This window comes from Streptomyces sp. NPDC047085, assembly GCF_040643735.1.
Lineage (GTDB): Bacteria > Actinomycetota > Actinomycetes > Streptomycetales > Streptomycetaceae > Streptomyces.
Map to the genome: position 1 here is coordinate 84,370 of NZ_JBEYUW010000003.1, position 23,971 is coordinate 108,340.

A 23,971-nucleotide genomic window follows, 5' to 3' on the forward strand; every position below is an offset into this window, starting at 1 on the left:
ATGAGCACTGTTGACATCCTTTCGCCGGCGGGCGACAAGGCCGGTTCCGTCGAGCTCCCCGCGGAGATCTTCGACGCCAAGGTCAGCGTTCCGCTGATCCACCAGGTCGTCGTCGCGCAGCTGGCCGCTGCCCGTCAGGGCACGCACAAGACGAAGACCCGTGGCGAGGTCCGTGGTGGTGGCAAGAAGCCTTACCGCCAGAAGGGCACCGGTCGCGCCCGTCAGGGTTCGACCCGCGCGCCGCAGTTCGCCGGTGGTGGCGTCGTGCACGGTCCCGTGCCGCGTGACTACTCGCAGCGCACCCCCAAGAAGATGAAGGCCGCCGCCCTGCGCGGTGCCCTCACCGACCGGGCGCGTCACAACCGCATCCACGTCGTCTCCGGCGTGGTCGAGGGTGCGACCCCGTCCACGAAGGCCGCCAAGAGCCTGTTCGGCAAGATCAGCGAGCGCAAGAACCTGCTCCTGGTCGTCGAGCGCGCCGACGAGGCCGCGTGGCTGTCCGCCCGCAACCTGCCCCAGGTCCACATCCTGGAGCCGGGCCAGCTGAACACGTACGACGTTCTCGTCTCGGACGACGTGGTCTTCACCCAGGCCGCTTTCGAGTCCTTCGTCGCCGGCCCGAAGGCCAACGACACCGAAGGGAGCGAGGTCTGATGGCCATCCGTCACCCCGCTATCGCCTCGAAGGCCGCCAAGGCCGCCAAGGCCGCGCGCGTCGCCAAGGCGCGTCGCCACGCCACCGAGGGCAAGAACACCGTCGAGACCCCGCTGAGCAAGTCGTACACGGACCCCCGTGACGTCCTGCTGAAGCCGGTCGTCTCCGAGAAGAGCTACGCGCTCCTCGACGAGAACAAGTACACGTTCATCGTCGACCCGAACGCCAACAAGACCCAGATCAAGCAGGCCGTCCAGGCGGTCTTCGACGTCAAGGTCACCGGGGTCAACACGATCAACCGCCAGGGCAAGCGCAAGCGGACCCGCACGGGCTTCGGCCAGCGTGCCGCCACCAAGCGCGCGATCGTGACCCTCGCCGAGGGCGACCGTATCGACATCTTCGGCGGTCCGACCGCCTAAGGGCGGTCCGGATCGTCCGATATCGGACGAGGACTGAGAAATGGGAATCCGCAAGTACAAGCCGACTACGCCGGGCCGTCGTGGCGCCAGCGTCGCCGACTTCGTCGAGGTCACGCGGTCCACGCCGGAGAAGTCGCTGGTCCGCCCCCTGCACAGCAAGGGCGGCCGTAACAACGCCGGTCGTGTGACCGTTCGCCACCAGGGTGGCGGACACAAGCGCGCCTACCGCGTGATCGACTTCCGTCGTCACGACAAGGACGGCGTGCCGGCGAAGGTCGCGCACATCGAGTACGACCCCAACCGCACCGCGCGCATCGCGCTGCTGCACTACGCCGACGGCGAGAAGCGCTACATCCTCGCCCCGCGCAACCTGCAGCAGGGTGACCGCGTCGAGAACGGTCCCGGGGCCGACATCAAGCCGGGCAACAACCTGGCCCTCCGCAACATCCCGGTCGGTACCACGATCCACGCGATCGAGCTCCGTCCCGGTGGCGGTGCCAAGTTCGCCCGCTCCGCCGGTGCCTCCGTGCAGCTGCTCGCGAAGGAGGGCGCCTACGCCCACCTGCGCATGCCGTCCGGTGAGATCCGCCTGGTCGACGTCCGCTGCCGCGCCACCATCGGCGAGGTCGGCAACGCCGAGCAGAGCAACATCAACTGGGGTAAGGCCGGCCGTAAGCGGTGGCTGGGCGTTCGCCCGACCGTCCGTGGTGTCGTGATGAACCCGGTTGACCACCCGCACGGTGGTGGTGAGGGCCGGACCTCCGGTGGTCGCCACCCTGTGTCCCCGTGGGGCAAGAAGGAAGGCCGTACTCGTTCGCCCAAGAAGGCGTCGAACAAGTACATCGTCCGCCGCCGCAAGACGAACAAGAAGCGCTAAGGACGGGTTGAGATGCCTCGTAGCCTGAAGAAGGGGCCCTTCGTCGACGACCACCTGATGAAGAAGGTGGACGCCCAGAACGAAGCCGGCACCAAGAACGTCATCAAGACCTGGTCCCGCCGCTCGATGATCGTCCCGGCCATGCTCGGCCACACGCTCGCGGTGCACAACGGCAAGACCCACATCCCGGTGTTCGTCACCGAGTCGATGGTCGGCCACAAGCTCGGCGAGTTCTCGCCGACGCGCACCTTCCGGGGCCACGTCAAGGAAGACCGGAAGTCGAAGCGCCGCTAGTAGCGGATCGCATTCAGACACGTAAGTAACTGAAGGGACAACCATGGAAGCCAGGGCCCAGGCGCGGTACATCCGCGTCACGCCCATGAAGGCCCGCCGCGTGGTGGACCTCATCCGTGGCATGGACGCCACGGAGGCCCAGGCTGTTCTGCGATTCGCTCCGCAGGCAGCCTCCGTGCCGGTCGGCAAGGTGCTCGACAGCGCCATCGCCAACGCCGCGCACAACTACGACCACACCGACGCCGACAGCCTCTACATCTCCGAGGCGTACGTCGACGAGGGTCCGACCCTGAAGCGGTTCCGTCCGCGTGCTCAGGGCCGTGCCTACCGGATCCGCAAGCGGACCAGCCACATCACCGTGGTCGTCAGCAGCAAGGAAGGAACCCGGTAATGGGCCAGAAGGTTAACCCGCATGGGTTCCGGCTCGGTGTCACCACGGACTTCAAGTCCCGGTGGTACGCCGACAAGCTGTACAAGGACTACGTCAAGGAAGACGTCGCCATCCGTCGGATGATGACGTCCGGCATGGAGCGCGCCGGCATCTCGAAGGTTGAGATCGAGCGCACCCGTGACCGCGTGCGGGTGGACATCCACACCGCTCGTCCGGGCATCGTCATCGGCCGCCGTGGCGCCGAGGCCGACCGCATCCGCGGCGACCTCGAGAAGCTCACGGGCAAGCAGGTCCAGCTGAACATCCTCGAGGTCAAGAACCCCGAGACCGACGCTCAGCTGGTTGCCCAGGCCGTTGCCGAGCAGCTCTCCTCCCGCGTCTCCTTCCGCCGCGCCATGCGTAAGAGCATGCAGTCGGCGATGAAGGCCGGCGCCAAGGGCATCAAGATCCAGTGCGGTGGCCGCCTCGGCGGCGCCGAGATGTCCCGCTCGGAGTTCTACCGCGAGGGCCGCGTGCCCCTGCACACGCTCCGCGCGAACGTGGACTACGGCTTCTTCGAGGCCAAGACGACCTTCGGCCGCATCGGTGTGAAGGTCTGGATCTACAAGGGCGACGTCAAGAACATCGCCGAGGTCCGCGCCGAGAACGCTGCCGCCCGTGCGGGTAACCGCCCGGCCCGCGGTGGCGCCGACCGCCCGGCCCGTGGTGGCCGCGGTGGCGAGCGGCGCGGTCGCAAGCCGCAGCAGGCTGCCGGCGCCGAGGCCCCCAAGGCCGAGGCCCCCGCCGCTCCGGCTGAGAGCACCGGAACGGAGGCCTGACCGACATGCTGATCCCCCGTAGGGTCAAGCACCGCAAGCAGCACCACCCGAAGCGCAGCGGCGCTGCCAAGGGTGGCACGACGGTTGCGTTCGGCGAGTACGGCATCCAGGCGCTCACCCCGGCGTACGTGACGAACCGTCAGATCGAGGCCGCTCGTATCGCCATGACGCGTCACATCAAGCGTGGTGGCAAGGTCTGGATCAACATCTACCCGGACCGTCCGCTCACCAAGAAGCCCGCCGAGACCCGCATGGGTTCCGGTAAGGGTTCTCCCGAGTGGTGGATCGCCAACGTCAAGCCCGGACGCGTGATGTTCGAGCTGTCGTACCCCAACGAGAAGATTGCGCGTGAGGCCCTCACTCGTGCGGCCCACAAGCTGCCGATGAAGTGCCGGATCGTCAAGCGCGAGGCAGGTGAAGCGTGATGTCGGCCGGTACCAAGGCGTCCGAGCTGCGCGAGCTGGGCAACGAGGAGCTTCTGGCGAAGCTCCGCGAGGCCAAGGAAGAGCTGTTCAACCTCCGCTTCCAGGCGGCGACGGGTCAGCTCGAGAACCACGGCCGTCTGAAGGCGGTCCGCAAGGACATCGCGCGGATCTACACCCTGATGCGCGAGCGTGAGCTGGGCATCGAAACGGTGGAGAACGCCTGATGAGCGAGAAGAACGTGACTGAGAACGCAGAGGCCCGCGGCTTCCGCAAGACCCGTGAGGGTCTGGTCGTCAGCGACAAGATGGACAAGACCGTCGTCGTCGCTGTCGAGGACCGCGTCAAGCACGCGCTGTACGGCAAGGTCATCCGCCGTACCAACAAGCTCAAGGCGCACGACGAGCAGAACGCTGCGGGCGTCGGCGACCGCGTCCTCCTCATGGAGACCCGGCCGCTGTCCGCGACGAAGCGCTGGCGCGTCGTCGAGATCCTCGAGAAGGCCAAGTAATTCTCCTGCGAGGCACCCCTCGCAGGACAGTTCCGCCAGGCTCCGGGGGCCCGCTCGCTGAGCGGCCCCCGGGGAACCGGCAGACAAACAGGAGATAGACGTGATCCAGCAGGAGTCGCGACTGCGTGTCGCCGACAACACTGGTGCGAAGGAGATCCTTTGCATCCGTGTGCTCGGTGGCTCCGGTCGCCGCTACGCGGGCATCGGTGACGTCATCGTCGCCACCGTCAAGGACGCGATCCCCGGTGGCAACGTGAAGAAGGGTGACGTCGTCAAGGCGGTCATCGTTCGCACCGTCAAGGAGCGCCGCCGTCCGGACGGCTCGTACATCCGCTTCGACGAGAACGCCGCCGTCATTCTGAAGAACGACGGCGACCCTCGCGGCACCCGCATCTTCGGCCCGGTCGGCCGTGAGCTGCGCGAGAAGAAGTTCATGAAGATCATCTCGCTCGCGCCGGAGGTGCTGTAAGCATGAAGATCAAGAAGGGCGACCTGGTCCAGGTCATCACCGGCAAGGACAAGGGCAAGCAGGGCAAGGTCATTGCCGCTTACCCGCGCGAGGAGCGCGTCCTGGTCGAGGGTGTCAACCGGGTCAAGAAGCACACCAAGGCCGGTCCGACCGCTCGCGGTTCCCAGGCCGGCGGCATCGTGACCACCGAGGCGCCGATCCACGTCTCCAACGTCCAGCTGGTCGTGGAGAAGGACGGTCAGAAGGTCGTCACGCGTGTCGGTTACCGCTTCGACGAAGAGGGCAACAAGATCCGCGTTGCCAAGCGGACGGGTGAGGACATCTGATGGCTACCACCACCACTCCGCGTCTGAAGCAGAAGTACCGCGAGGAGATCGCGGGCAAGCTGCGTGACGAGTTCAAGTACGAGAACGTCATGCAGGTTCCCGGCCTCGTCAAGATCGTGGTCAACATGGGTGTGGGCGACGCCGCCCGCGACTCCAAGCTGATCGAGGGCGCCATCCGCGACCTCACCACGATCACCGGTCAGAAGCCGGCCGTCACCAAGGCCCGCAAGTCCATCGCGCAGTTCAAGCTGCGTGAGGGTCAGCCGATCGGTGCCCACGTCACGCTCCGTGGCGACCGCATGTGGGAGTTCCTGGACCGCACCCTGTCGCTCGCGCTGCCGCGCATCCGCGACTTCCGCGGCCTGTCCCCCAAGCAGTTCGACGGCCGTGGCAACTACACCTTCGGTCTCACGGAGCAGGTCATGTTCCACGAGATCGACCAGGACAAGATCGACCGCGTCCGGGGTATGGACATCACCGTGGTCACCACGGCGACCAACGACGCTGAGGGCCGCGCGCTCCTTCGTCACCTCGGCTTCCCGTTCAAGGAGGCGTGAGCGAGATGGCGAAGAAGGCTCTGATCGCTAAGGCTGCTCGCAAGCCCAAGTTCGGTGTGCGTGGCTACACGCGCTGCCAGCGCTGCGGCCGTCCGCACTCCGTGTACCGCAAGTTCGGCCTCTGCCGCGTGTGCCTTCGTGAGATGGCTCACCGTGGCGAGCTGCCGGGCGTGACCAAGAGCTCCTGGTAATCCCTGTTTTAGGGATTCCTGGACCTCTCGGTAAGCAACTGGGTCGGCGGAGGCCCCACTCTCCATGCCGTAGGCTAGGAGGGTTGGGCCTCTGCCGCCCTGGATCGACTTACTACGCCGTAGGTCCCCGCGCCGCACCCGTCCCGTCTCATGAAGTACGGGGAGAGGGATGGCGCATATAGGAAACCCCGGCGAGAAAGGCCACAGGCCAATTCATGACCATGACTGATCCGATCGCAGACATGCTTACGCGTCTGCGGAACGCGAACTCGGCGTACCACGACACCGTGACGATGCCGGCGTCCAAGATCAAGTCGCACATCGCGGAGATCCTCCAGCAGGAGGGCTTCATCACGGGCTGGCGCGTCGAGGACGCCGAGGTCGGCAAGAACCTCACCCTCGAGCTGAAGTTCGGCCCGAACCGTGAGCGCTCCATCGCGGGCATCAAGCGGATCTCCAAGCCCGGTCTCCGGGTGTACGCGAAGTCCACCAACCTGCCGAAGGTGCTGGGCGGCCTCGGCGTGGCGATCATCTCCACGTCGCACGGGCTCCTCACCGACAAGCAGGCCGGCAAGAAGGGCGTGGGTGGGGAAGTCCTCGCCTACGTCTGGTAGCAGAAGGGAACGGAGGAAACAGCTATGTCGCGCATCGGCAAGCTCCCCATCGCGGTTCCCGCCGGCGTGGACGTCACCATCGACGGCCGTACGGTCGCGGTCAAGGGCCCCAAGGGCACGCTGACCCACACCGTCGTGGCGCCGATCGAGGTCGTCAAGGGCGAGGACGGCACCCTGCAGGTGACCCGCCCGAACGACGAGCGTCAGAACAAGGCCCTGCACGGCCTGTCCCGCACGCTGGTGGCGAACATGATCACCGGCGTGACCCAGGGTTACGTGAAGAAGCTCGAGATCAGCGGTGTCGGTTACCGCGTGACCGCCAAGGGTTCGAACCTCGAGTTCGCTCTCGGTTACAGCCACCCGATCGTCGTCGAGGCGCCCGAGGGCATCACCTTCAAGGTGGAGACCCCGACCCGCTTCCAGGTCGAGGGCATCGACAAGCAGAAGGTCGGCGAGGTTGCGGCCAACATCCGCAAGCTGCGCAAGCCCGACCCGTACAAGGCCAAGGGCGTCAAGTACGAGGGCGAAGTCATCCGCCGCAAGGTCGGAAAGGCGGGTAAGTAAGCCATGGCATACGGGCAGAAGATCCTGAAGGGCGACGCCTACAAGCGCGCCGCGATCAAGCGCCGTCACATCCGGATCCGCAAGCGGATCTCCGGTACGGCGGAGCGCCCCCGTCTGGTCGTGACCCGCTCCAACCGCCACATCGTGGCGCAGGTGATCGACGACCTGAAGGGCCACACCCTGGCTTCCGCGTCCACTCTGGACGCGTCGGTCCGCGGTGGCGAGGGCGACAAGTCCGCGCAGGCCAAGCAGGTCGGCGCCCTGGTCGCCGAGCGCGCCAAGGCCGCCGGTGTCGAGGCTGTCGTGTTCGACCGTGGTGGCAACCAGTACGCCGGGCGCATCGCCGCCCTGGCGGACGCCGCCCGCGAGGCCGGGCTCAAGTTCTGAGCCGCCGTAGCTAGCGGAATAGAGAGAGGTAAATCCAATGGCTGGACCCCAGCGCCGCGGTGGCGGTGCCGGTGGCGGCGAGCGGCGGGACCGGAAGGGCCGTGACGGCGGCGCTGCTGCCGCCGAGAAGACCGCGTACGTTGAGCGCGTTGTCGCGATCAACCGCGTCGCCAAGGTTGTGAAGGGTGGTCGTCGCTTCAGCTTCACCGCGCTGGTCGTGGTGGGCGACGGTGACGGCACCGTGGGTGTCGGTTACGGCAAGGCCAAGGAGGTGCCGGCCGCCATCGCCAAGGGCGTTGAGGAGGCCAAGAAGCACTTCTTCAAGGTCCCGCGTATCCAGGGCACCATCCCTCACCCCATCCAGGGTGAGAAGGCTGCCGGTGTCGTTCTCCTCAAGCCGGCTTCGCCGGGTACCGGTGTTATCGCCGGTGGTCCCGTGCGTGCCGTCCTGGAGTGCGCCGGTATCCACGACGTGCTGTCGAAGTCGCTCGGCTCCGACAACGCCATCAACATCGTGCACGCGACCGTGGAGGCCCTGAAGGGCCTGCAGCGTCCCGAGGAGATCGCGGCCCGCCGTGGTCTGCCCCTCGAGGACGTCGCTCCCGCGGCTCTTCTCCGTGCGCGTGCCGGGGCGGGTGCGTAATCATGGCGCAGCTCAAGATCACGCAGGTCAAGTCCTACATCGGCAGCAAGCAGAACCACCGTGACACCCTGCGGTCGCTTGGTCTCAAGGGGATCAACACCGTGGTCGTCAAGGAGGACCGCCCCGAGTTCCGCGGCATGGTGCACACCGTCCGCCACCTCGTGACGGTCGAGGAGGTCGACTGATCATGGCGGAGCAGAACCCGCTGAAGATCCACAACCTCCGTCCGGCCCCCGGCGCCAAGACCGCCAAGACCCGTGTCGGTCGTGGTGAGGCGTCGAAGGGTAAGACGGCCGGTCGTGGTACCAAGGGCACCAAGGCCCGCTACCAGGTTCCGGAGCGCTTCGAGGGTGGCCAGATGCCGCTGCACATGCGCCTCCCGAAGCTGAAGGGCTTCAAGAACCCGTTCAAGACCGAGTACCAGGTCGTGAACCTCGACAAGCTGGCCGCGCTCTACCCCGAGGGTGGCGAGGTCACGGTCGAGGGCCTCGTGGCCAAGGGTGCCGTGCGCAAGAACAGCCTCGTCAAGGTCCTGGGCCAGGGCGAGATCTCCGTGGCGCTGCAGGTGACGGTCGACGCCGTCTCCGGCTCCGCCAAGGAGAAGATCACCGCCGCCGGCGGTACGGTCACCGAGCTGGTCTGACTTCTTCAGGTCACTCGATGACGTAGACGATCCCGACCGGGGATACCCCACAATTGGGGTATCCCCGGTTGGTCGTTCCAAGGGGGGCAGTGTCGCCGGTAAGGTGGCCTGCACTGTTCTTTTTCGTATTCGTCGAACCTCAAGACCGTCACCCTTGACGCAGTTGCGCGGGGGTCGCAGGAGGCACCGTGCTCACCGCGTTCGCCCGGGCGTTCAGGACGCCCGACCTGCGCAAGAAGCTGCTCTTCACGCTGGCCATCATCGTGGTCTACCGGGTCGGTACCCACATCCCGATCCCGGGCGTCAACTACAAGGCCGTCCAGCAGTGTGTGACCGAGGCCTCGGGCAACCAGGGCCTGTTCGGTCTTGTCAACATGTTCAGCGGCGGCGCGCTGCTGCAGATCACGGTCTTCGCGCTCGGCATCATGCCGTACATCACCGCGAGCATCATTCTCCAGCTGCTCACCGTGGTGATCCCGCGCCTGGAAGCCCTCAAGAAGGAGGGCCAGGCCGGTACGGCGAAGATCACGCAGTACACGCGTTACCTGACCGTGGCGCTGGCCATCCTGCAGGGCACCGGCCTGGTCGCCACCGCCCGCAGCGGCGCGCTCTTCAGCGGCTGCTCGGTCGCCCAGAGCATCGTCCCGGACCAGGCGATCTTCACCACGATCACCATGGTCGTCTGCATGACCGCCGGTACGGCCGTCGTCATGTGGCTCGGCGAGCTGATCACCGACCGCGGCATCGGCAACGGCATGTCGATCCTGATGTTCATCTCGATCGCCGCCACGTTCCCGTCCGCCCTGTGGGCCATCAAGAAGCAGGGCTCGCTGGCCGGCGGCTGGATCGAGTTCGGCACCGTCATCCTGGTCGGCCTGGTCATGGTCGCGCTCGTCGTCTTCGTCGAGCAGGCCCAGCGCCGCATCCCGGTGCAGTACGCGAAGCGCATGATCGGGCGTCGTTCCTACGGTGGTACGTCCACGTACATCCCGCTCAAGGTGAACCAGGCGGGTGTGATTCCCGTCATCTTCGCCTCGTCGCTGCTCTACATCCCGGCGCTCGTCGCGCAGTTCTCGGGCAGCAACTCGGGTTGGAAGCAGTGGATCCAGGCCAACCTGACCAAGGGCGACCACCCGATTTACATCACTCTGTACTTCTTGCTCATCGTTTTCTTCGCGTTCTTCTACGTGGCGATCTCCTTCAACCCCGAGGAAGTCGCCGACAACATGAAGAAGTATGGTGGCTTCATCCCGGGCATCCGGGCTGGCCGACCGACCGCTGAGTACCTCAGCTACGTGCTCAACCGGATCACCTGGCCGGGTTCGCTGTATCTGGGACTGATCGCTCTCGTGCCGACAATGGCGTTGGTGGGCTTCGGGGCAAGCCAGAACTTCCCGTTCGGCGGAACCAGCATCCTGATCATCGTGGGTGTCGGTCTCGAGACGGTGAAGCAGATCGAGAGCCAGCTCCAGCAGCGCAATTACGAAGGGTTCCTCCGCTGATGCGTATCGTCCTCGTCGGGCCGCCTGGGGCCGGTAAGGGAACGCAAGCCGTCCGCCTCGCCGCGAAGCTGGTCATCCCGCACATCTCCACGGGCGACCTGTTCCGGGCCAACATCAGCCAGCAGACCGAGCTGGGCAAGCTCGCGAAGTCCTACATGGACGCCGGCAACCTCGTGCCCGACGAGGTCACCATCGCCATGGCCAAGGACCGCATGGAGCAGCCGGACGCCGAGAACGGCTTCCTGCTCGACGGCTTCCCGCGCAACGTCTCGCAGGCGGAGGCGCTGGACGCGCTGCTGGAGACCGAGGGCATCAAGCTGGACGCCGTCCTGGACCTGGAGGTCCCGGAGGACGAGGTCGTCAAGCGGATCGCCGGCCGGCGCATCTGCCGCAACGACTCCTCCCACGTCTTCCACGTGACGTACAGCCCGGCGAAGCAGGAGGGCGTCTGCGACGTCTGCGGCGGCGAGCTGTACCAGCGGGACGACGACCGCGAGGAGACCGTCCGCACGCGGCTGGAGGTCTACCACACGCAGACCGAGCCGATCATCGACTACTACAAGGCGCAGGGCCTGGTCGTGACGATCTCCTCCCTGGGCCCGGTGGACGAGATCACGCAGCGGGCGCTCGAGGCGCTCAAGCGTGAGAAGGCCGAGAACAAGTAGATCGCGGTCCTTCCGGCCGCGGTGCCCCTCCCCGGACCTGGTCCGGGGGACCCCCGGGGCGCCGCGGCCGTAGTGTTGTGTACGTAACCCAGTCGACGTGATGAGTGACGGAGAGCGCAGGCCCCCCATGGTGCAGATCAAGAGCCCCGAGCAGATCGCCAAGATGCGTGCGGCGGGGCTGGTCGTCGCCGCCATCCACGCGGCCACGCGCGAGGCCGCCGTGCCGGGTGCCAGCACCAAGGACCTGGACGAGGTCGCCCGCAAGGTGCTCGCCGAGCACGGTGCCAAGTCGAACTTCCTCGGCTACGGCGGCTTCCCCGCCACCATCTGCACCTCGGTCAACGACGTCGTCGTCCACGGCATCCCCTCGGACGAGGTCGTCCTCAAGGACGGCGACGTCATCTCCATCGACTGCGGCGCCATCGTCGACGGCTGGCACGGCGACGCCGCCTACACCGCCTTCGTCGGCTCCGGTCACGCTCCGGAGCTGATCGAGCTCTCCCGGGTGACCGAGGAGTCCATGTGGGCCGGCATCGCGGCGATGAAGCAGGGCAACCGCCTGATCGACATCTCCCGGGCCATCGAGACGTACATCCGCCGCCAGCCCAAGCCCGGCGGCGGCCGCTACGGGATCATCGAGGACTACGGCGGCCACGGCATCGGCACCGAGATGCACATGGACCCGCACCTGCTGAACTACGTCGACCGCCGCCGCGGCAAGGGCCCCAAGCTGGTCCCCGGCTTCTGCCTCGCCATCGAGCCGATGGTCTCCCTCGGCACCCCGCGCACCGAGGTCCTCTCGGACGACTGGACGGTCATCACGACGGACGGCACCTGGTCCTCCCACTGGGAGCACTCCGTCGCCCTCACCGAACAGGGCCCCCTGGTCCTGACGGCCCCCGACGGCGGCAAGGCGAAGCTCGCCGAGTACGGCATCACGGCTGCCCCCGACCCGCTGGCATAGGGATCACCGGTGTGGGGCAGAATCCCTCGATTCGTGTTTCCGGGTGCGCTGACGTAGACTGACTCGTCGGCTCTCGTGCACCCGCATGTCCGCATGCTCGCGAGAGAGTCGATCAAGGTAGTCGATTCGAAGGGCGAAGCGTGGCCAAGAAGCAAGGTGCCATCGAGATCGAGGGCACTGTCGTCGAGTCTCTGCCGAACGCCATGTTCAAGGTCGAGCTCCAGAACGGCCACCAGGTCCTGGCACACATCAGCGGCAAGATGCGCATGCACTACATCCGCATCCTCCCTGACGACCGGGTCGTGGTGGAGCTGTCTCCGTACGACCTGACGCGTGGCCGGATCGTCTACCGCTACAAGTAGATCTTGCCCGCATCCCGTCCCGGCGGGGTGGTGGCACTGACCCGGAGAACCTCAATCCAATGAAGGTCAAGCCGAGCGTCAAGAAGATCTGCGACAAGTGCAGGGTGATCCGCCGTCACGGTCGGGTCATGGTCATCTGCGACAACCCGCGCCACAAGCAGCGCCAGGGCTGACGCACGACCGATCCCTCTGCATCCATCGCAGAGATTCGCGCGACGCAAGCTGAATATGTTCATACGCAGGGCCCGAGCCATCCAGCTCGACACCCCCGGTTCGGAGGCCGGGGACCCAGTTCGTACCTCGTACGGCGGCTGGGAGACGGTCCTGCGGAAGACCTCCGAAGATCACCAGGAGCCATTGAATGGCACGCGTTTCCGGTGTTGACATCCCGCGCGAAAAGCGCGTGGAGGTCGCCCTCACCTACGTGTTCGGCATCGGCCGGACCCTCTCGAAGGAGACGCTGGCTGCGACCGGCGTCGACCCGAACACCCGCGTTCGTGACCTGACCGAAGAGCAGCTGGTCGCGATCCGCGAGTACGTCGACAACAACATCAAGACCGAGGGTGACCTCCGTCGCGAGATCCAGGCCGACATCCGCCGCAAGGTCGAGATCGGCTGCTACCAGGGTCTGCGTCACCGTCGCGGTCTGCCCGTCCGCGGTCAGCGCACCAGCACCAACGCCCGCACTCGCAAGGGCCCGCGTCGCGCCATCGCCGGCAAGAAGAAGCCGGGCAAGAAGTAGTCCGCAGCGGACACCTGTCCACGGTCTTCGCTGTAGGACCGACCACCTCCCGTAGGAGTTAGTAGATGCCCCCCAAGGGACGTCAGGGCGCTGCCAAGAAGGTGCGCCGCAAGGAAAAGAAGAACGTCGCTCACGGCCACGCGCACATCAAGAGCACGTTCAACAACACGATCGTCTCCATCACGGACCCGTCCGGCAACGTGATCTCCTGGGCCTCCGCCGGCCACGTCGGCTTCAAGGGCTCCCGGAAGTCCACGCCGTTCGCCGCGCAGATGGCCGCCGAGTCGGCTGCCCGCCGCGCCCAGGAGCACGGCATGCGCAAGGTCGACGTGTTCGTGAAGGGCCCGGGTTCCGGTCGTGAGACCGCGATCCGCTCCCTGCAGGCCACGGGCCTCGAGGTCGGCTCCATCCAGGACGTCACCCCGACCCCGCACAACGGCTGCCGCCCGCCGAAGCGTCGCCGCGTCTGACGCGTCGCGTTCGCGGCCTGCGGTCTCGGGCGGTACGGCTCTTTCGAGTCGTGCCGCCCGTACCCTTGCAGTACCCGCACTTTTCACGGGTGCGGTTTCCGTCGGGCGTCAAATAGCGGGCGTCCACGAAAGAAGGATCTGATCCACACATGCTGATCGCTCAGCGTCCCTCGTTGACCGAAGAGGTCGTCGACGAGTTCCGCTCCCGGTTCGTGATCGAGCCGCTGGAGCCGGGCTTCGGCTACACCCTCGGCAACTCCCTCCGCCGCACCCTCCTGTCGTCGATCCCCGGCGCTGCTGTCACCAGCATCCGCATCGACGGCGTCCTGCACGAGTTCACCACCGTGCCGGGCGTCAAGGAGGACGTCACCGACCTGATCCTCAACATCAAGCAGCTGGTCGTCTCCTCGGAGCACGACGAGCCGGTCGTGATGTACCTGCGCAAGCAGGGCCCGGGTCTGGTCACCGCCGCCGACATCGCGCCCCCGGCCGGTGTCGAGGTGCACAACCCCGACCTGGTCCTCGCCACGCTCAACGGCAAGGGCAAGCTGGAGATGGAGCTGACCGTCGAGCGCGGTCGCGGCTACGTCTCCGCCGTGCAGAACAAGCAGGTGGGCCAGGAGATCGGCCGTATCCCGGTCGACTCCATCTACTCGCCGGTGCTCAAGGTCACGTACAAGGTCGAGGCCACGCGTGTCGAGCAGCGCACCGACTTCGACAAGCTGATCGTCGACGTCGAGACCAAGCAGGCCATGCGTCCCCGTGACGCCATGGCGTCGGCCGGTAAGACCCTGGTCGAGCTGTTCGGTCTCGCCCGCGAGCTGAACATCGACGCCGAGGGCATCGACATGGGCCCGTCCCCCACGGACGCCGCCCTGGCCGCCGACCTCGCGCTGCCGATCGAGGAGCTGGAGCTCACGGTCCGCTCCTACAACTGCCTCAAGCGTGAGGGCATCCACTCCGTGGGTGAGCTCGTCGCCCGCTCCGAGGCCGACCTCCTGGACATCCGCAACTTCGGTGCGAAGTCCATCGACGAGGTCAAGGCGAAGCTGGCCGGCATGGGCCTGGCCCTCAAGGACAGCCCGCCCGGATTCGACCCCACGGCCGCTGCCGACGCCTTCGGCGCCGACGACGACGCGGACGCGGGCTTCGTGGAGACCGAGCAGTACTGATCTCCACAGACTCCGGGGTTCGCGTCAGCGGACCCCGGATCTCCGACAGACAACCGTCTGCTCGGATACTGACCCCGGTACCTGACACGGCCGGGGCAGACACACAGGAGAAGAACAATGCCGAAGCCCACCAAGGGTGCCCGTCTGGGCGGCAGCGCCGCGCACGAGAAGCTGCTCCTCGCGAACCTGGCGAAGAGCCTCTTCGAGCACGGCCGTATCACCACCACCGAGGCGAAGGCCCGCCGCCTGCGCCCGTACGCCGAGCGTCTGATCACCAAGGCGAAGAAGGGCGACCTTCACAACCGCCGTCAGGTGCTCCAGGTCATCACGGACAAGAGCGTCGTCCACACGCTCTTCACCGAGATCGGCCCGCGTTACGAGAACCGTCCGGGTGGCTACACCCGCATCACCAAGATCGGTAACCGCCGTGGCGACAACGCGCCCATGGCTGTCATCGAGCTGGTCGAGGCGCTGACGGTGCAGCAGAAGGCCGTGGGTGAGGCCGAGGCCGCCACCAAGCGTGCGGTCAAGGAGGCCGAGGAGACCAAGGTCGAGGAGACCCAGGTCGAAGAGGCGGCTCCGGCCGCCGACGAGGCCACCGAGGCCTGAGGCTCTGCCTGACGTGGGAAGCGGGTTCGCCCTTCGGGGCGGGCCCGCTTTCGCGTTTTTTCGAACAGGCACCGCCCTGAGAGGATTTCCCCGTGAGCGATGAAGTACAGCCCGGGTACGTCCGTGTCCGCCTCGACATCTCCTACGACGGCGGCGACTTCCACGGCTGGGCCAAGCAGGCCGGCGGCAAGCGGACCGTGCAGGGGGAGATCGAGGACGCGCTGCGGACCGTCACGCGGTCCCGGGAGACGTACGAGCTGACCGTCGCCGGGCGGACCGACGCCGGGGTGCACGCGCGCGGGCAGGTGGCGCACGTGGACCTGCCCGAGGAGGTGTGGCGGGAGCACAACCAGAAGCTGCTCAAGCGTCTCGCCGGACGGCTGCCGAAGGACGTGCGGGTGTGGGCCCTGAGGCCGACGCCGAGCGGTTTCAACGCCCGCTTCTCCGCGGTCTGGCGCCGCTACGCCTACCGCGTCACCGACAACCCCGGCGGTGTCGACCCCATCCTGCGCAACCACGTCCTGTGGCACGACTGGCCGCTCGACGTGGACGCCATGAACGAGGCCGCGCGGGCGCTGCTGGGGGAGCACGACTTCGCCGCGTACTGCAAGAAGCGGGAGGGGGCCACGACGATCCGGACCCTCCAGGAGCTGAGCCTTACGCGGGGTGCGGACGGGATCATCACGGCCACCGTGCGGGCGGACGCCTTCTGCCACAACATGGTGCGCTCGCTGATCGGCGCGCTGCTGTTCGTCGGGGACGGGCACCGGGGCCCGGAGTGGCCCGGGAAGGTGCTGGCCGCCGGGGTGCGCGACTCCGCCGTGCACGTCGTACGGCCGCACGGGCTGACGCTGGAGGAGGTCGGCTACCCCGCCGACGAGCTGCTGGCGGCCCGGAACAAGGAGGCCCGGAACAAGCGCTCGCTTCCGTCGGCGGGATGCTGCTGACCCGCGCGGCTACTGGTTCGCCGCGGCGGAGGCCTGGGCCTGGCCCCGGCGGTAGATCTGGTTGAAGGTGAACTCGGCCAGGTCGTCGCCGGTGCGGAACACGGCCGTGTCCTTCTTGGTGACGTCCTTGCCGTTGGTGAAGCCGCTGATCGTGAAGTAGGCGTAGCGGCCGACGGCGTTGCGGGTCGAGCGGCAGAACGCTCCGTCGCAGAAGGGCTTGACGCCCTTGCCGGACAGCGAGCGGACGATGCTGCTGTCGTTCGTCTGGGCCCTGGCCTTCGCGGCCTGGGCCTGGGTGTCGAAGACGGCGACGCCGACGGTGACCGCGATGCCGCCGTTGGTGTAGGTGGCACGGATCAGGCGGGTGCAGCCGTTCGCGGTGAGGACCTTCGGCAGGGTGCCGCCGGCGGCCGTGGCGCAGCTGCTGGTGTCGGCCGTGGCGGCCTTCTTGTACACCGTGTTGTTCATGGTCAGCTGGGTGCCCGGGAACAGGGTCGCGGGGCTCAGCGGGGCGGTGTCCTTCTTGGCGCTCGCTATGAAGTCCCGCGGGTCCAGCGGGGGCGGCGCGCTGGTGGGGGCGAAGGACGGCGCAGAGGTGGCCGAGCCGCTCGGCAGGGGGGCGCTGACCGGCAGGTCACCGGGGCCCGAGCCCTTGTTGTCCTTGTTCGCGGAGACGACGGCCATCGCGACGGCCGTGCCGATCGCGATCGTGGCCAGCGCCCCGCCGCCTATGAACAGCAGTCTGCGGCGCTTGTTGCGGGACTCCGAGGCCTCGGCGAGTGCCGCCCAGTCCGGGGTCCCGTCACTGCCGCCGCTGCTCCACGGCTGCTGCTGGGATTGTGGTTTCCAGGGATCCCACTGAGACTGGGGTCCCCCCTGCCCGTAACTCATGGGGCGCATCTTAGACGGGGGCCGCGGGGTGCCGGTGCGCGTCGGGCGGCATGCCTTGTTTGTCGGTCGGCATGCCTCGTTTTGACCCGTCAGGGGGCGCCCAGGTAGTCTGCTTCTTCGTTGTGTATTGGCTTGCTCATTCTCACGGGACGGGCCCTTACACCGGTCCACCGGGCCGATGACCAGCGATCAGCACGCGGTTTGCGTCACCGCGGTGCGGTCAAGGCTGTCGTGATCGTTTCGGTGACCTGTTCAGGACCATTCACTCGAAGCGAAGGCTACGAACCGTGCGTACGTACAGCCCCAAGCCCGGCGATGTGACGCGCCAGTGGCACGTCATCGACGCTCAGGACGTTGTCCTGGGCCGTCTCGCCACCACCGCAGCGACCCTTCTCCGGGGCAAGCACAAGCCGATCTACGCGCCGCATGTCGACGCTGGTGACTTCGTCATCATCATCAACGCCGACAAGGTGCACCTGTCCGGCAACAAGCGGACCCAGAAGATGGCGTACCGCCACTCCGGCTACCCGGGTGGTCTGCGCTCCGTCCGCTACGACGAGCTTCTCGACAAGAACCCCGAGAAGGCGATCGAGAAGGCCGTCAAGGGCATGCTCCCCAAGAACACCCTCGGCCGTCAGATGCTCTCGAAGCTGAAGGTCTACAAGGGTGACCAGCACCCGCACGCTGCCCAGCAGCCGGTGCCGTTCGAGATCACCCAGGTCGCGCAGTAAGTCCGGCCACCCCCTAAGACTGAAGAGAATCTGAGGAGAATCGTGGCCGAGACCACTGCCGAGCAGCCGCTCGAAGAGCTTGACATCGACAGCTACACCACCGAGTCCGAGGTTCCGGTGGAGGGTGAGTACACCTCCGAGTCCCTCGCCTCGCGCTTCGGTGAGCCCCAGCCGGCCGCCGGCCTGGGCCGCCGCAAGAACGCCATCGCCCGCGTCCGGATCGTCCCGGGCACCGGCAAGTGGAAGATCAACGGTCGCACCCTCGAGGACTACTTCCCGAACAAGGTGCACCAGCAGGAAGTCAACGAGCCCTTCAAGGTGCTCGAGCTCGAGGGCCGTTACGACGTCATCGCCCGCATCGCGGGTGGCGGTGTCTCCGGTCAGGCCGGTGCGCTCCGTCTCGGTGTCGCCCGTGCGCTGAACGAGGCGGACGTCGACAACAACCGCGGCCCGCTCAAGAAGGCCGGCTTCCTCCGCCGCGACGACCGTGCGGTCGAGCGCAAGAAGGCCGGTCTGAAGAAGGCCCGCAAGGCTCCGCAGTACAGCAAGCGCTAATCACCAGCTGCCTGCTCGTACTCCGAACGCCCCGGCGGCACGCCACCTGTGCCGTCGGGGCGTTCGTTTATCCCGGCCAAGGGCGTATAACGACACAAGACGCTCAACGGCTGGTGTGATCAGATGACCTGGCGTCTGCCACCATGCGGGGCAGCACAACAGCAGGGCAGCAAGGACGCTTCCTCAGGAGGACAAGTGGGACGACTCTTCGGCACCGACGGCGTGCGTGGCGTCGCCAACGCGGACCTGACGGCCGAGATGGCGCTCGGCCTGTCCGTCGCGGCGGCGCACGTGCTGGCCGAGGCGGGCACGTTCGAGGGCCACAGGCCGACGGCGGTGGTCGGACGGGACCCGAGGGCGTCCGGGGAGTTCCTGGAGGCGGCCGTGGTGGCCGGCCTGGCCAGCGCGGGCGTGGACGTGCTGAGTGTCGGCGTGCTGCCCACCCCGGCGGTGGCGCACCTGACCGGCGCGCTCGGCGCCGACCTCGGTGTGATGCTCTCCGCCAGCCACAACGCCATGCCGGACAACGGCATCAAGTTCTTCGCCCGCGGCGGGCACAAACTCGCCGACGAGCTGGAGGACAGGATCGAGGCGGTCTACGAGTCCCACCGCCACGGCGAGCCCTGGGAGCGCCCGACGGGCGCCGGGGTCGGCCGTGTGCGCCCCTACGACGAGGGCTTCGAGCAGTACGTCACCCACCTGCTGTCGGTGCTGCCGAACCGGCTGGACGGCCTGAAGATCGTCCTGGACGAGGCGCACGGCGCGGCCGCCGGGGTCTCGCCGGAGGCGTTCTCGCGGGCCGGCGCCGAGATCGTCACGATCGGTGCCGAGCCGGACGGCCTCAACATCAACGACGGCTGCGGCTCCACCCACCTGGGCAAGCTGAAGGCGGCCGTCGTCGAGCACGGCGCGGACTTCGGCATCGCGCACGACGGTGACGCCGACCGCTGCCTGGCCGTGGACCACACCGGCGAGGAGGTGGACGGCGACCAGATCCTCGCCGTGCTGGCGCTGGCGATGCGCGAGCGCTCCGAGCTGCGCGCCGACACCGTGGTCGCCACGGTGATGTCCAACCTGGGCTTCAAGCTGGCGATGGAGAAGGCCGGGATCCATCTGGTGCAGGCGGCCGTCGGCGACCGGTACGTGCTGGAGGAGATGAAGCAGCACGACTACGCCCTCGGCGGCGAGCAGTCCGGGCACGTCATCATCCTCGACCACGCGACGACGGGTGACGGCACGCTGACCGGGCTCCTGCTGGCGGCGCGTGTCGCCCAGACCGGCCGCACGCTGCGGGACCTCGCCTCCGTCATGGAGCGGCTGCCGCAGGTCCTCATCAACGTGCCCGACGTGGACAAGTCGCGGGTCAGGACGTCCGCGGACCTGGCCGCCGCCGTCTCCGAGGCCGAGCGGGAGCTGGGGGAGACGGGGCGCGTGCTCCTCCGTCCCTCGGGCACCGAGCCGCTGGTACGGGTGATGGTCGAGGCCGCCGACATCGACCAGGCCCGGTCCGTCGCCGGCCGGCTGGCCGACGCCGTGAAGTCGGCCCTCGGCTAGGACCGCCTCGCCTTGGCCCGCCCCGGCCAGGCCCGCCCCGCCCTTGCCGTACGTTCCCGCTGCCTGGCCCAGAGCCGCTTCTGGGCCAGCAGCGTGAGCGTCCCCGCCAGGACGATGCCCAGCAGGTTGAGCAGCAGTTGCTCGGTGGAGCCCCAGGCCTGCTGGTATTCCGTGAACGCGAAGGCGACGGCCGCGTTCGCCGCCGCCGGCACCGTGGTCACCGAGATCGCCACGCCCACCAGGGCACCCGACTTCGCCGAGGTCAGCGACAGGGTGCCGGCCACGCCCGCCAGGACCGCGACGACGAACGAGAACGCGTCCGGCCGGTAGATGAAGTTGGTGTTGGGCCGCTCCGCCTCCAGCCGGACCTTGGTGAACAGGTCGACGGCGTCCATGAAGTACGTGAAGCCGACCGTCACCACCAGGGCCACCGCGAAGCCCACGAGGAGCGCGTTCAGCGAGCGCAGCGCGAGCCGCGGGGCCCGCTGGACGACCCCCGTGCACAGCCCCGCCAGCGGTCCGAACTCCGGTCCCACCGCCATGGCGCCCACGATCAGGATCGCGTTGTCCAGCACCACACCGCAGGCCGCGATCATGGTGGCGATGGCGAGGAACGCGATGTAGGTGACGGAGAGCGTCGACTCCTCGTGCGTCGCCTCCGCCAGGTGCTCCCAGAGCACCGCGTCCGCGCCCTCGCCGGGGGCCTCCTCCTCAGCCTTGTCGGCCCGCCGCGACAGCGAGAGGTCGATGTTCTCGACGGCGATCGAACCGGTCCTGTCGAGGCCCGACGCCCGCAGCGCGCCGATCAGTTCGTCACCCGCCTCGCGGGCCACGTCACACATCACGACGTCCCCCGCGGGGTTGCGGGCGGCGCCCGGCAGCACCACGAGGTGGGTGGTACCGACCGTCCGTTCGATGAGGCGGACCACGTCGTCGGTCCGGTCGGCGGGGGTGATCAGGCGCAGATGCAGCATGGCGCCTACTTAACAGGTCCCAGGGACACGCTGCACAGGTCCCGTGGACACGTCACAGCTTGCGCAGGCGCAGCCGCTGGACCTTGTGGTCCGGCCCCTTGCGGAGGATGAGGGTGGCGCGGCCCCGGGTGGGGGCGATGTTCTCGACCAGGTTGGGCTTGTTGATCGTCCGCCAGAGCGTGCGGGCGTAGTCGAGGGCCTCGTCCTCGGAGACCTGGGTGTACTTGCGGAAGTACGAGTTCGGCTTCTGGAAGGCTGTATGGCGCAGCTTCTTGAAGCGGCTGAGGTACCAGTGCTCGATGTCCTCGGTGCTCGCGTCGACGTACACGCTGAAGTCGAAGTAGTCGGCCAGACCGACCCGGGTACGGCCGTCCTTGCCGGGCAGGGCGGGCTGCAGGACGTTCAGGCCCTCGACGATCAGGATGTCCGGGCGGCGCACGGTGAGCTTCTGACCAGGGACGATGTCGTAGATGAGATGCGAGTAGACCGGCGCCGACACCTCGTCCTTGCCCGCCTTGATGTCGGCGACGAACCGGGTCAGCGCCCGGCGGTCGTACGACTCGGGGAACCCCTTCCGCGACATCAGGCCGCGGGCCTCCAGCTCCTTGGTGGGCAGCAGGAACCCGTCCGTGGTGACCAGCTCGACCCGTGGATGCTCGGGCCAGCGCGAGAGCAGGGCCTGCAGCAGGCGGGCCACGGTCGACTTGCCGACCGCCACCGAACCGGCGACCCCTATCACGAACGGGGTCCCGGACTGGGAGCCCTGCTCACCGAGGAAGGTGTTCAGCGCGCCTCTGAGTCCGTCCGTGGCTCCGACGTACAGATTGAGCAGTCTGGACAGCGGGAGATAGATGTCCCGCACCTCGTCCAGATCGATCACATCGCCGAGTCCGCGCAGCTTCTCCACCTCGTCGGCGGTGAGCGGCAACGGCGTCTTGTCCCGCAGCGCGCTCCACTCCGCGCGCGTGAGATCGACGTAGGGAGTCGCCTCCGGCCTGTGCCGGTGGGCGCTCCGGGGCATCGAGGAGACCGGTGAGATCACAGTCCATTGTTAACGGAGTTTGAACAGGACTGCGGGGTGGGGTGCGTCACGTGGGCCCGGGCGCCCCCGTTCCGCCTTCGTACCCCGGTGGGAATTTCTGATTTCGGGCACGCGGCGCGGGTTTTGGGGCGGTGGCGGATCGTAGGCTGCCGTGCATGTGCGGAATCGTGGGATACGTAGGGTCGCAGTCGGCGCTCGATGTCGTGATGGCCGGGCTGAAGCGGCTGGAGTACCGGGGGTACGACTCGGCAGGTGTGGCCGTGCTGGCGGACGGTGGGCTGGCCGCGGCGAAGAAGGCCGGGAAACTGGTCAACCTGGAGAAGGAGTTGGTCGACCGGCCGCTGCCGACGGGGTCGACGGGGATCGGGCACACGCGCTGGGCCACGCACGGCGGGCCGACGGACGCCAACGCTCATCCGCATCTGGACAACGCGGGCCGGGTGGCGGTCGTCCACAACGGGATCATCGAGAACTTCGCGGTGCTGCGGGCCGAACTGGCCGAGCGGGGGCATGAGCTGGCCTCCGAGACGGACACCGAGGTCGTCGCGCATCTGCTGGCCGAGGAGTACTCGGTGACCGCCGACCTCGCCGAGGCGATGCGGCTCGTGTGCCGGCGCCTGGAGGGCGCGTTCACCCTGGTCGCCGTGCACGCGGACGCGCCGGACGTGGTCGTCGGCGCGCGCCGCAACTCACCGCTGGTGGTGGGTGTCGGCGAGGGCGAGGCGTTCCTCGCCTCCGACGTCGCCGCGTTCATCGAGCACACCCGCTCGGCCGTCGAACTGGGCCAGGACCAGGTCGTGGAGCTGCGCCGGGACGGCGTCACGGTGACCGGCTTCGACGGCCGCGAAGCCGAGGTGCGCTCCTACCACGTGGACTGGGACGCGTCCGCCGCCGAGAAGGGCGGCTACGACTACTTCATGCTCAAGGAGATCGCCGAGCAGCCGAAGGCGGTCGCCGACACGCTGCTCGGGCGCATCGACGCGGCCGGCTCGCTGACCCTGGACGAGGTCCGGATCTCCCCGTCCGAGCTGCGCGAGGTGGACAAGGTCGTCATCGTCGCCTGCGGTACGGCCTTCCACGCCGGCATGATCGCCAAGTACGCCATCGAGCACTGGACGCGGATCCCGTGCGAGGTGGAGCTGGCGAGCGAGTTCCGCTACCGGGATCCGATCCTCGGCGCGCGGTCGCTGGTCATCGCGATCTCCCAGTCCGGCGAGACCATGGACACCCTGATGGCGCTCCGGCACGCCCGCGAGCAGGGCTCCAAGGTGCTGGCCATCTGCAACACCAACGGCTCGACCATCCCGCGCGAGTCGGACGCGGTCCTGTACACGCACGCCGGACCCGAGGTCGCGGTCGCCTCCACCAAGGCGTTCCTGACGCAGCTGGTGGCGTGCTACCTCGTCGCCCTGTACCTGGGCCAGGTGCGCGGCACCAAGTGGGGCGACGAGATCCGCGCCGTCATCCGGGACCTCTCCCGGATCTCGGCCGAGGTCGAGCGGGTCCTGGAGACCATGGAGCCCGTACGCGCCCTCGCGCGCTCCCTCTCCGACAAGAACACCGTGCTGTTCCTGGGGCGGCACGTCGGCTACCCGGTCGCTCTCGAAGGCGCGCTCAAGCTGAAGGAGCTGGCGTACATGCACGCCGAGGGCTTCGCGGCGGGCGAGCTGAAGCACGGACCGATCGCGCTGATCGAGGAGGACCTGCCGGTGGTCGTGGTCGTGCCCTCGCCGCGCGGGCGGTCCGTCCTCCACGACAAGATCGTGTCCAACATCCAGGAGATCCGGGCCCGCGGGGCCCGGACCATCGTCATCGCGGAGGAGGGGGACGAGGCGGTGGTCCCGTACGCCGACCATCTGATCCGGATCCCGGTGACCCCGACCCTGCTCCAGCCGCTGGTGGCCACGGTGCCACTCCAGGTGTTCGCCTGCGAACTCGCGACGGCCCGCGGCAACGAAGTGGACCAGCCGCGGAACCTGGCGAAGTCGGTGACGGTGGAGTAGCGGGCGTT

General features: G+C 67.7%; 36 protein-coding genes. 33 read left to right on the plus strand and 3 right to left on the minus strand.

Annotated elements, in window-relative coordinates:
- The 29 genes from rplD (at position 1) to truA (ending at position 16,213) form a co-directional block, all read left to right on the plus strand.
- A complete protein-coding gene (gene rplD / locus ABZ865_RS11465) occupies positions 1–654 on the plus strand; it encodes a 50S ribosomal protein L4 (RefSeq protein ID WP_100827755.1) in 654 nt (217 codons plus the stop codon).
- Positions 654–1,073: a 50S ribosomal protein L23 gene (gene rplW, locus ABZ865_RS11470; RefSeq protein ID WP_030345427.1), complete on the plus strand. Its 420-nt coding sequence runs from the start codon at positions 654–656 to the stop codon at positions 1,071–1,073. Before rplD ends, rplW begins: the two co-directional genes overlap by 1 nt.
- A gap of 40 nt (positions 1,074–1,113) precedes the next feature.
- Positions 1,114–1,950, plus strand: a complete 837-nt coding sequence (gene rplB, locus ABZ865_RS11475; protein ID WP_020941674.1) for a 50S ribosomal protein L2 — start codon at positions 1,114–1,116, stop codon at positions 1,948–1,950.
- Positions 1,951–1,962: 12 nt separating this feature from the next.
- Positions 1,963–2,244, plus strand: a complete 282-nt coding sequence (rpsS, locus tag ABZ865_RS11480; protein ID WP_030233885.1) for a 30S ribosomal protein S19 — start codon at positions 1,963–1,965, stop codon at positions 2,242–2,244.
- Positions 2,245–2,287: 43 nt separating this feature from the next.
- Positions 2,288–2,635, plus strand: a complete 348-nt coding sequence (gene rplV / locus ABZ865_RS11485; protein ID WP_019329637.1) for a 50S ribosomal protein L22 — start codon at positions 2,288–2,290, stop codon at positions 2,633–2,635.
- Positions 2,635–3,453, plus strand: a complete 819-nt coding sequence (rpsC, locus tag ABZ865_RS11490; protein ID WP_055706471.1) for a 30S ribosomal protein S3 — start codon at positions 2,635–2,637, stop codon at positions 3,451–3,453. Before rplV ends, rpsC begins: the two co-directional genes overlap by 1 nt.
- Positions 3,454–3,458: 5 nt before the next feature.
- Positions 3,459–3,878, plus strand: a complete 420-nt coding sequence (gene rplP, locus ABZ865_RS11495; protein ID WP_030967307.1) for a 50S ribosomal protein L16 — start codon at positions 3,459–3,461, stop codon at positions 3,876–3,878.
- Positions 3,878–4,102, plus strand: coding sequence for a 50S ribosomal protein L29 (rpmC, locus tag ABZ865_RS11500; RefSeq protein ID WP_007494763.1), 225 nt, complete (start codon positions 3,878–3,880; stop codon positions 4,100–4,102). The genes rplP and rpmC overlap by 1 nt, the downstream gene beginning before the upstream one ends.
- Positions 4,102–4,386, plus strand: coding sequence for a 30S ribosomal protein S17 (gene rpsQ / locus ABZ865_RS11505; protein WP_018543912.1), 285 nt, complete (start codon positions 4,102–4,104; stop codon positions 4,384–4,386). The genes rpmC and rpsQ overlap by 1 nt, the downstream gene beginning before the upstream one ends.
- A gap of 100 nt (positions 4,387–4,486) precedes the next feature.
- The gene (gene rplN / locus ABZ865_RS11510; RefSeq protein WP_003998823.1) at positions 4,487–4,855 is read left to right on the plus strand and encodes a 50S ribosomal protein L14; all 369 of its coding nucleotides are present in this window, start codon (positions 4,487–4,489) and stop codon (positions 4,853–4,855) included.
- Between the two features lie 2 nt (positions 4,856–4,857).
- Positions 4,858–5,181, plus strand: a complete 324-nt coding sequence (gene rplX, locus ABZ865_RS11515; protein ID WP_055706473.1) for a 50S ribosomal protein L24 — start codon at positions 4,858–4,860, stop codon at positions 5,179–5,181.
- Positions 5,181–5,738, plus strand: coding sequence for a 50S ribosomal protein L5 (gene rplE / locus ABZ865_RS11520; protein WP_019753095.1), 558 nt, complete (start codon positions 5,181–5,183; stop codon positions 5,736–5,738). Before rplX ends, rplE begins: the two co-directional genes overlap by 1 nt.
- Positions 5,739–5,743: 5 nt before the next feature.
- Entirely contained in the window at positions 5,744–5,929 is a 186-nt protein-coding gene (locus ABZ865_RS11525; RefSeq protein ID WP_003948630.1) for a type Z 30S ribosomal protein S14, read from the plus strand.
- 215 nt (positions 5,930–6,144) lie between these two features.
- The gene (rpsH, locus tag ABZ865_RS11530) at positions 6,145–6,543 is read left to right on the plus strand and encodes a 30S ribosomal protein S8 (RefSeq protein ID WP_100827756.1); all 399 of its coding nucleotides are present in this window, start codon (positions 6,145–6,147) and stop codon (positions 6,541–6,543) included.
- Between the two features lie 24 nt (positions 6,544–6,567).
- Positions 6,568–7,107: a 50S ribosomal protein L6 gene (gene rplF / locus ABZ865_RS11535; protein ID WP_100827757.1), complete on the plus strand. Its 540-nt coding sequence runs from the start codon at positions 6,568–6,570 to the stop codon at positions 7,105–7,107.
- 3 nt (positions 7,108–7,110) lie between these two features.
- Positions 7,111–7,494: a 50S ribosomal protein L18 gene (gene rplR, locus ABZ865_RS11540; RefSeq protein WP_100827758.1), complete on the plus strand. Its 384-nt coding sequence runs from the start codon at positions 7,111–7,113 to the stop codon at positions 7,492–7,494.
- Positions 7,495–7,531: 37 nt separating this feature from the next.
- Positions 7,532–8,137: a 30S ribosomal protein S5 gene (gene rpsE / locus ABZ865_RS11545; RefSeq protein WP_009190144.1), complete on the plus strand. Its 606-nt coding sequence runs from the start codon at positions 7,532–7,534 to the stop codon at positions 8,135–8,137.
- 2 nt (positions 8,138–8,139) lie between these two features.
- Positions 8,140–8,322 carry a 50S ribosomal protein L30 gene (gene rpmD / locus ABZ865_RS11550; RefSeq protein WP_003998814.1) on the plus strand — a complete coding sequence of 61 codons (183 nt, stop codon included), beginning with the start codon at positions 8,140–8,142 and terminating at the stop codon, positions 8,320–8,322.
- Positions 8,323–8,324: 2 nt separating this feature from the next.
- Positions 8,325–8,780: a 50S ribosomal protein L15 gene (gene rplO / locus ABZ865_RS11555; protein WP_014674382.1), complete on the plus strand. Its 456-nt coding sequence runs from the start codon at positions 8,325–8,327 to the stop codon at positions 8,778–8,780.
- Positions 8,781–8,968: 188 nt separating this feature from the next.
- On the plus strand, positions 8,969–10,282 hold the full coding sequence (gene secY, locus ABZ865_RS11560) for a preprotein translocase subunit SecY (RefSeq protein WP_361227561.1): 1,314 nt from the start codon (positions 8,969–8,971) through the stop codon (positions 10,280–10,282).
- Complete coding sequence (locus ABZ865_RS11565) at positions 10,282–10,947, plus strand: adenylate kinase (protein WP_361227564.1); 666 nt, start codon at positions 10,282–10,284, stop codon at positions 10,945–10,947. Before secY ends, ABZ865_RS11565 begins: the two co-directional genes overlap by 1 nt.
- A gap of 127 nt (positions 10,948–11,074) precedes the next feature.
- Entirely contained in the window at positions 11,075–11,911 is an 837-nt protein-coding gene (gene map / locus ABZ865_RS11570) for a type I methionyl aminopeptidase (RefSeq protein WP_361229622.1), read from the plus strand.
- A 140-nt stretch (positions 11,912–12,051) separates the two neighbouring features.
- A complete protein-coding gene (gene infA, locus ABZ865_RS11575) occupies positions 12,052–12,273 on the plus strand; it encodes a translation initiation factor IF-1 (protein WP_003948620.1) in 222 nt (73 codons plus the stop codon).
- A gap of 59 nt (positions 12,274–12,332) precedes the next feature.
- The gene (gene rpmJ / locus ABZ865_RS11580) at positions 12,333–12,446 is read left to right on the plus strand and encodes a 50S ribosomal protein L36 (RefSeq protein WP_003974245.1); all 114 of its coding nucleotides are present in this window, start codon (positions 12,333–12,335) and stop codon (positions 12,444–12,446) included.
- 188 nt (positions 12,447–12,634) lie between these two features.
- Positions 12,635–13,015, plus strand: a complete 381-nt coding sequence (gene rpsM, locus ABZ865_RS11585; protein ID WP_023547369.1) for a 30S ribosomal protein S13 — start codon at positions 12,635–12,637, stop codon at positions 13,013–13,015.
- Between the two features lie 65 nt (positions 13,016–13,080).
- Complete coding sequence (gene rpsK / locus ABZ865_RS11590) at positions 13,081–13,485, plus strand: 30S ribosomal protein S11 (protein ID WP_003956432.1); 405 nt, start codon at positions 13,081–13,083, stop codon at positions 13,483–13,485.
- Between the two features lie 149 nt (positions 13,486–13,634).
- A complete protein-coding gene (locus ABZ865_RS11595) occupies positions 13,635–14,657 on the plus strand; it encodes a DNA-directed RNA polymerase subunit alpha (RefSeq protein ID WP_003966937.1) in 1,023 nt (340 codons plus the stop codon).
- A gap of 117 nt (positions 14,658–14,774) precedes the next feature.
- Positions 14,775–15,266 (plus strand): 50S ribosomal protein L17, encoded by a 492-nt coding sequence (gene rplQ / locus ABZ865_RS11600; RefSeq protein ID WP_361227567.1) that lies wholly within the window; start codon positions 14,775–14,777, stop codon positions 15,264–15,266.
- Positions 15,267–15,358: 92 nt separating this feature from the next.
- On the plus strand, positions 15,359–16,213 hold the full coding sequence (truA, locus tag ABZ865_RS11605) for a tRNA pseudouridine(38-40) synthase TruA (RefSeq protein ID WP_361227570.1): 855 nt from the start codon (positions 15,359–15,361) through the stop codon (positions 16,211–16,213).
- 9 nt (positions 16,214–16,222) lie between these two features.
- On the opposite strand, the gene ABZ865_RS11610 is transcribed toward truA, so the two are convergent.
- On the minus strand, positions 16,223–17,104 hold the full coding sequence (locus ABZ865_RS11610) for a hypothetical protein (RefSeq protein WP_361227573.1): 882 nt from the start codon (positions 17,102–17,104) through the stop codon (positions 16,223–16,225).
- Positions 17,105–17,391: 287 nt separating this feature from the next.
- On the opposite strand from ABZ865_RS11610, the gene rplM reads away from it, so the two are divergent.
- The 3 genes from rplM (at position 17,392) to glmM (ending at position 19,944) form a co-directional block, all read left to right on the plus strand.
- Entirely contained in the window at positions 17,392–17,835 is a 444-nt protein-coding gene (gene rplM / locus ABZ865_RS11615; RefSeq protein ID WP_030345455.1) for a 50S ribosomal protein L13, read from the plus strand.
- Between the two features lie 42 nt (positions 17,836–17,877).
- Positions 17,878–18,390 carry a 30S ribosomal protein S9 gene (gene rpsI, locus ABZ865_RS11620; protein ID WP_003998795.1) on the plus strand — a complete coding sequence of 171 codons (513 nt, stop codon included), beginning with the start codon at positions 17,878–17,880 and terminating at the stop codon, positions 18,388–18,390.
- Positions 18,391–18,585: 195 nt separating this feature from the next.
- Positions 18,586–19,944, plus strand: coding sequence for a phosphoglucosamine mutase (gene glmM, locus ABZ865_RS11625; RefSeq protein ID WP_361227579.1), 1,359 nt, complete (start codon positions 18,586–18,588; stop codon positions 19,942–19,944).
- Here the strand turns inward: glmM and ABZ865_RS11630 are convergent.
- Both ABZ865_RS11630 and coaA read right to left on the minus strand, forming a co-directional pair.
- Positions 19,941–20,918: a DUF389 domain-containing protein gene (locus ABZ865_RS11630; RefSeq protein WP_361227582.1), complete on the minus strand. Its 978-nt coding sequence runs from the start codon at positions 20,916–20,918 to the stop codon at positions 19,941–19,943. The two genes, glmM and ABZ865_RS11630, sit on opposite strands and share 4 nt — an antisense overlap.
- 52 nt (positions 20,919–20,970) lie before the next feature.
- Positions 20,971–21,960 carry a type I pantothenate kinase gene (gene coaA, locus ABZ865_RS11635; protein ID WP_361227585.1) on the minus strand — a complete coding sequence of 330 codons (990 nt, stop codon included), beginning with the start codon at positions 21,958–21,960 and terminating at the stop codon, positions 20,971–20,973.
- A gap of 155 nt (positions 21,961–22,115) precedes the next feature.
- On the opposite strand from coaA, the gene glmS reads away from it, so the two are divergent.
- On the plus strand, positions 22,116–23,963 hold the full coding sequence (glmS, locus tag ABZ865_RS11640; protein ID WP_361227588.1) for a glutamine--fructose-6-phosphate transaminase (isomerizing): 1,848 nt from the start codon (positions 22,116–22,118) through the stop codon (positions 23,961–23,963).
- Positions 23,964–23,971: the final 8 nt, after the last annotated feature.

Bases quoted from the DNA above. Each gene is read 5' to 3' on its own strand.
- rplD (WP_100827755.1), top strand. From the start codon at position 1: ATGAGCACTGTTGACATCCTTTCGCCGGCGGGCGACAAGGCCGGTTCC.
- rplW (WP_030345427.1), top strand. From the start codon at position 654: ATGGCCATCCGTCACCCCGCTATCGCCTCGAAGGCCGCCAAGGCCGCC.
- rplB (WP_020941674.1), top strand. From the start codon at position 1,114: ATGGGAATCCGCAAGTACAAGCCGACTACGCCGGGCCGTCGTGGCGCC.
- rpsS (WP_030233885.1), top strand. From the start codon at position 1,963: ATGCCTCGTAGCCTGAAGAAGGGGCCCTTCGTCGACGACCACCTGATG.
- rplV (WP_019329637.1), top strand. From the start codon at position 2,288: ATGGAAGCCAGGGCCCAGGCGCGGTACATCCGCGTCACGCCCATGAAG.
- rpsC (WP_055706471.1), top strand. From the start codon at position 2,635: ATGGGCCAGAAGGTTAACCCGCATGGGTTCCGGCTCGGTGTCACCACG.
- rplP (WP_030967307.1), top strand. From the start codon at position 3,459: ATGCTGATCCCCCGTAGGGTCAAGCACCGCAAGCAGCACCACCCGAAG.
- rpmC (WP_007494763.1), top strand. From the start codon at position 3,878: ATGTCGGCCGGTACCAAGGCGTCCGAGCTGCGCGAGCTGGGCAACGAG.
- rpsQ (WP_018543912.1), top strand. From the start codon at position 4,102: ATGAGCGAGAAGAACGTGACTGAGAACGCAGAGGCCCGCGGCTTCCGC.
- rplX (WP_055706473.1), top strand. From the start codon at position 4,858: ATGAAGATCAAGAAGGGCGACCTGGTCCAGGTCATCACCGGCAAGGAC.
- rplE (WP_019753095.1), top strand. From the start codon at position 5,181: ATGGCTACCACCACCACTCCGCGTCTGAAGCAGAAGTACCGCGAGGAG.
- ABZ865_RS11525 (WP_003948630.1), top strand. From the start codon at position 5,744: ATGGCGAAGAAGGCTCTGATCGCTAAGGCTGCTCGCAAGCCCAAGTTC.
- rpsH (WP_100827756.1), top strand. From the start codon at position 6,145: ATGACCATGACTGATCCGATCGCAGACATGCTTACGCGTCTGCGGAAC.
- rplF (WP_100827757.1), top strand. From the start codon at position 6,568: ATGTCGCGCATCGGCAAGCTCCCCATCGCGGTTCCCGCCGGCGTGGAC.
- rplR (WP_100827758.1), top strand. From the start codon at position 7,111: ATGGCATACGGGCAGAAGATCCTGAAGGGCGACGCCTACAAGCGCGCC.
- rpsE (WP_009190144.1), top strand. From the start codon at position 7,532: ATGGCTGGACCCCAGCGCCGCGGTGGCGGTGCCGGTGGCGGCGAGCGG.
- rpmD (WP_003998814.1), top strand. From the start codon at position 8,140: ATGGCGCAGCTCAAGATCACGCAGGTCAAGTCCTACATCGGCAGCAAG.
- rplO (WP_014674382.1), top strand. From the start codon at position 8,325: ATGGCGGAGCAGAACCCGCTGAAGATCCACAACCTCCGTCCGGCCCCC.
- ABZ865_RS11565 (WP_361227564.1), top strand. From the start codon at position 10,282: ATGCGTATCGTCCTCGTCGGGCCGCCTGGGGCCGGTAAGGGAACGCAA.
- map (WP_361229622.1), top strand. From the start codon at position 11,075: ATGGTGCAGATCAAGAGCCCCGAGCAGATCGCCAAGATGCGTGCGGCG.
- rpmJ (WP_003974245.1), top strand. From the start codon at position 12,333: ATGAAGGTCAAGCCGAGCGTCAAGAAGATCTGCGACAAGTGCAGGGTG.
- rpsM (WP_023547369.1), top strand. From the start codon at position 12,635: ATGGCACGCGTTTCCGGTGTTGACATCCCGCGCGAAAAGCGCGTGGAG.
- rpsK (WP_003956432.1), top strand. From the start codon at position 13,081: ATGCCCCCCAAGGGACGTCAGGGCGCTGCCAAGAAGGTGCGCCGCAAG.
- ABZ865_RS11595 (WP_003966937.1), top strand. From the start codon at position 13,635: ATGCTGATCGCTCAGCGTCCCTCGTTGACCGAAGAGGTCGTCGACGAG.
- rplQ (WP_361227567.1), top strand. From the start codon at position 14,775: ATGCCGAAGCCCACCAAGGGTGCCCGTCTGGGCGGCAGCGCCGCGCAC.
- ABZ865_RS11610 (WP_361227573.1), bottom strand. From the start codon at position 17,104: ATGAGTTACGGGCAGGGGGGACCCCAGTCTCAGTGGGATCCCTGGAAA.
- ABZ865_RS11630 (WP_361227582.1), bottom strand. From the start codon at position 20,918: ATGCTGCATCTGCGCCTGATCACCCCCGCCGACCGGACCGACGACGTG.
- glmS (WP_361227588.1), top strand. From the start codon at position 22,116: ATGTGCGGAATCGTGGGATACGTAGGGTCGCAGTCGGCGCTCGATGTC.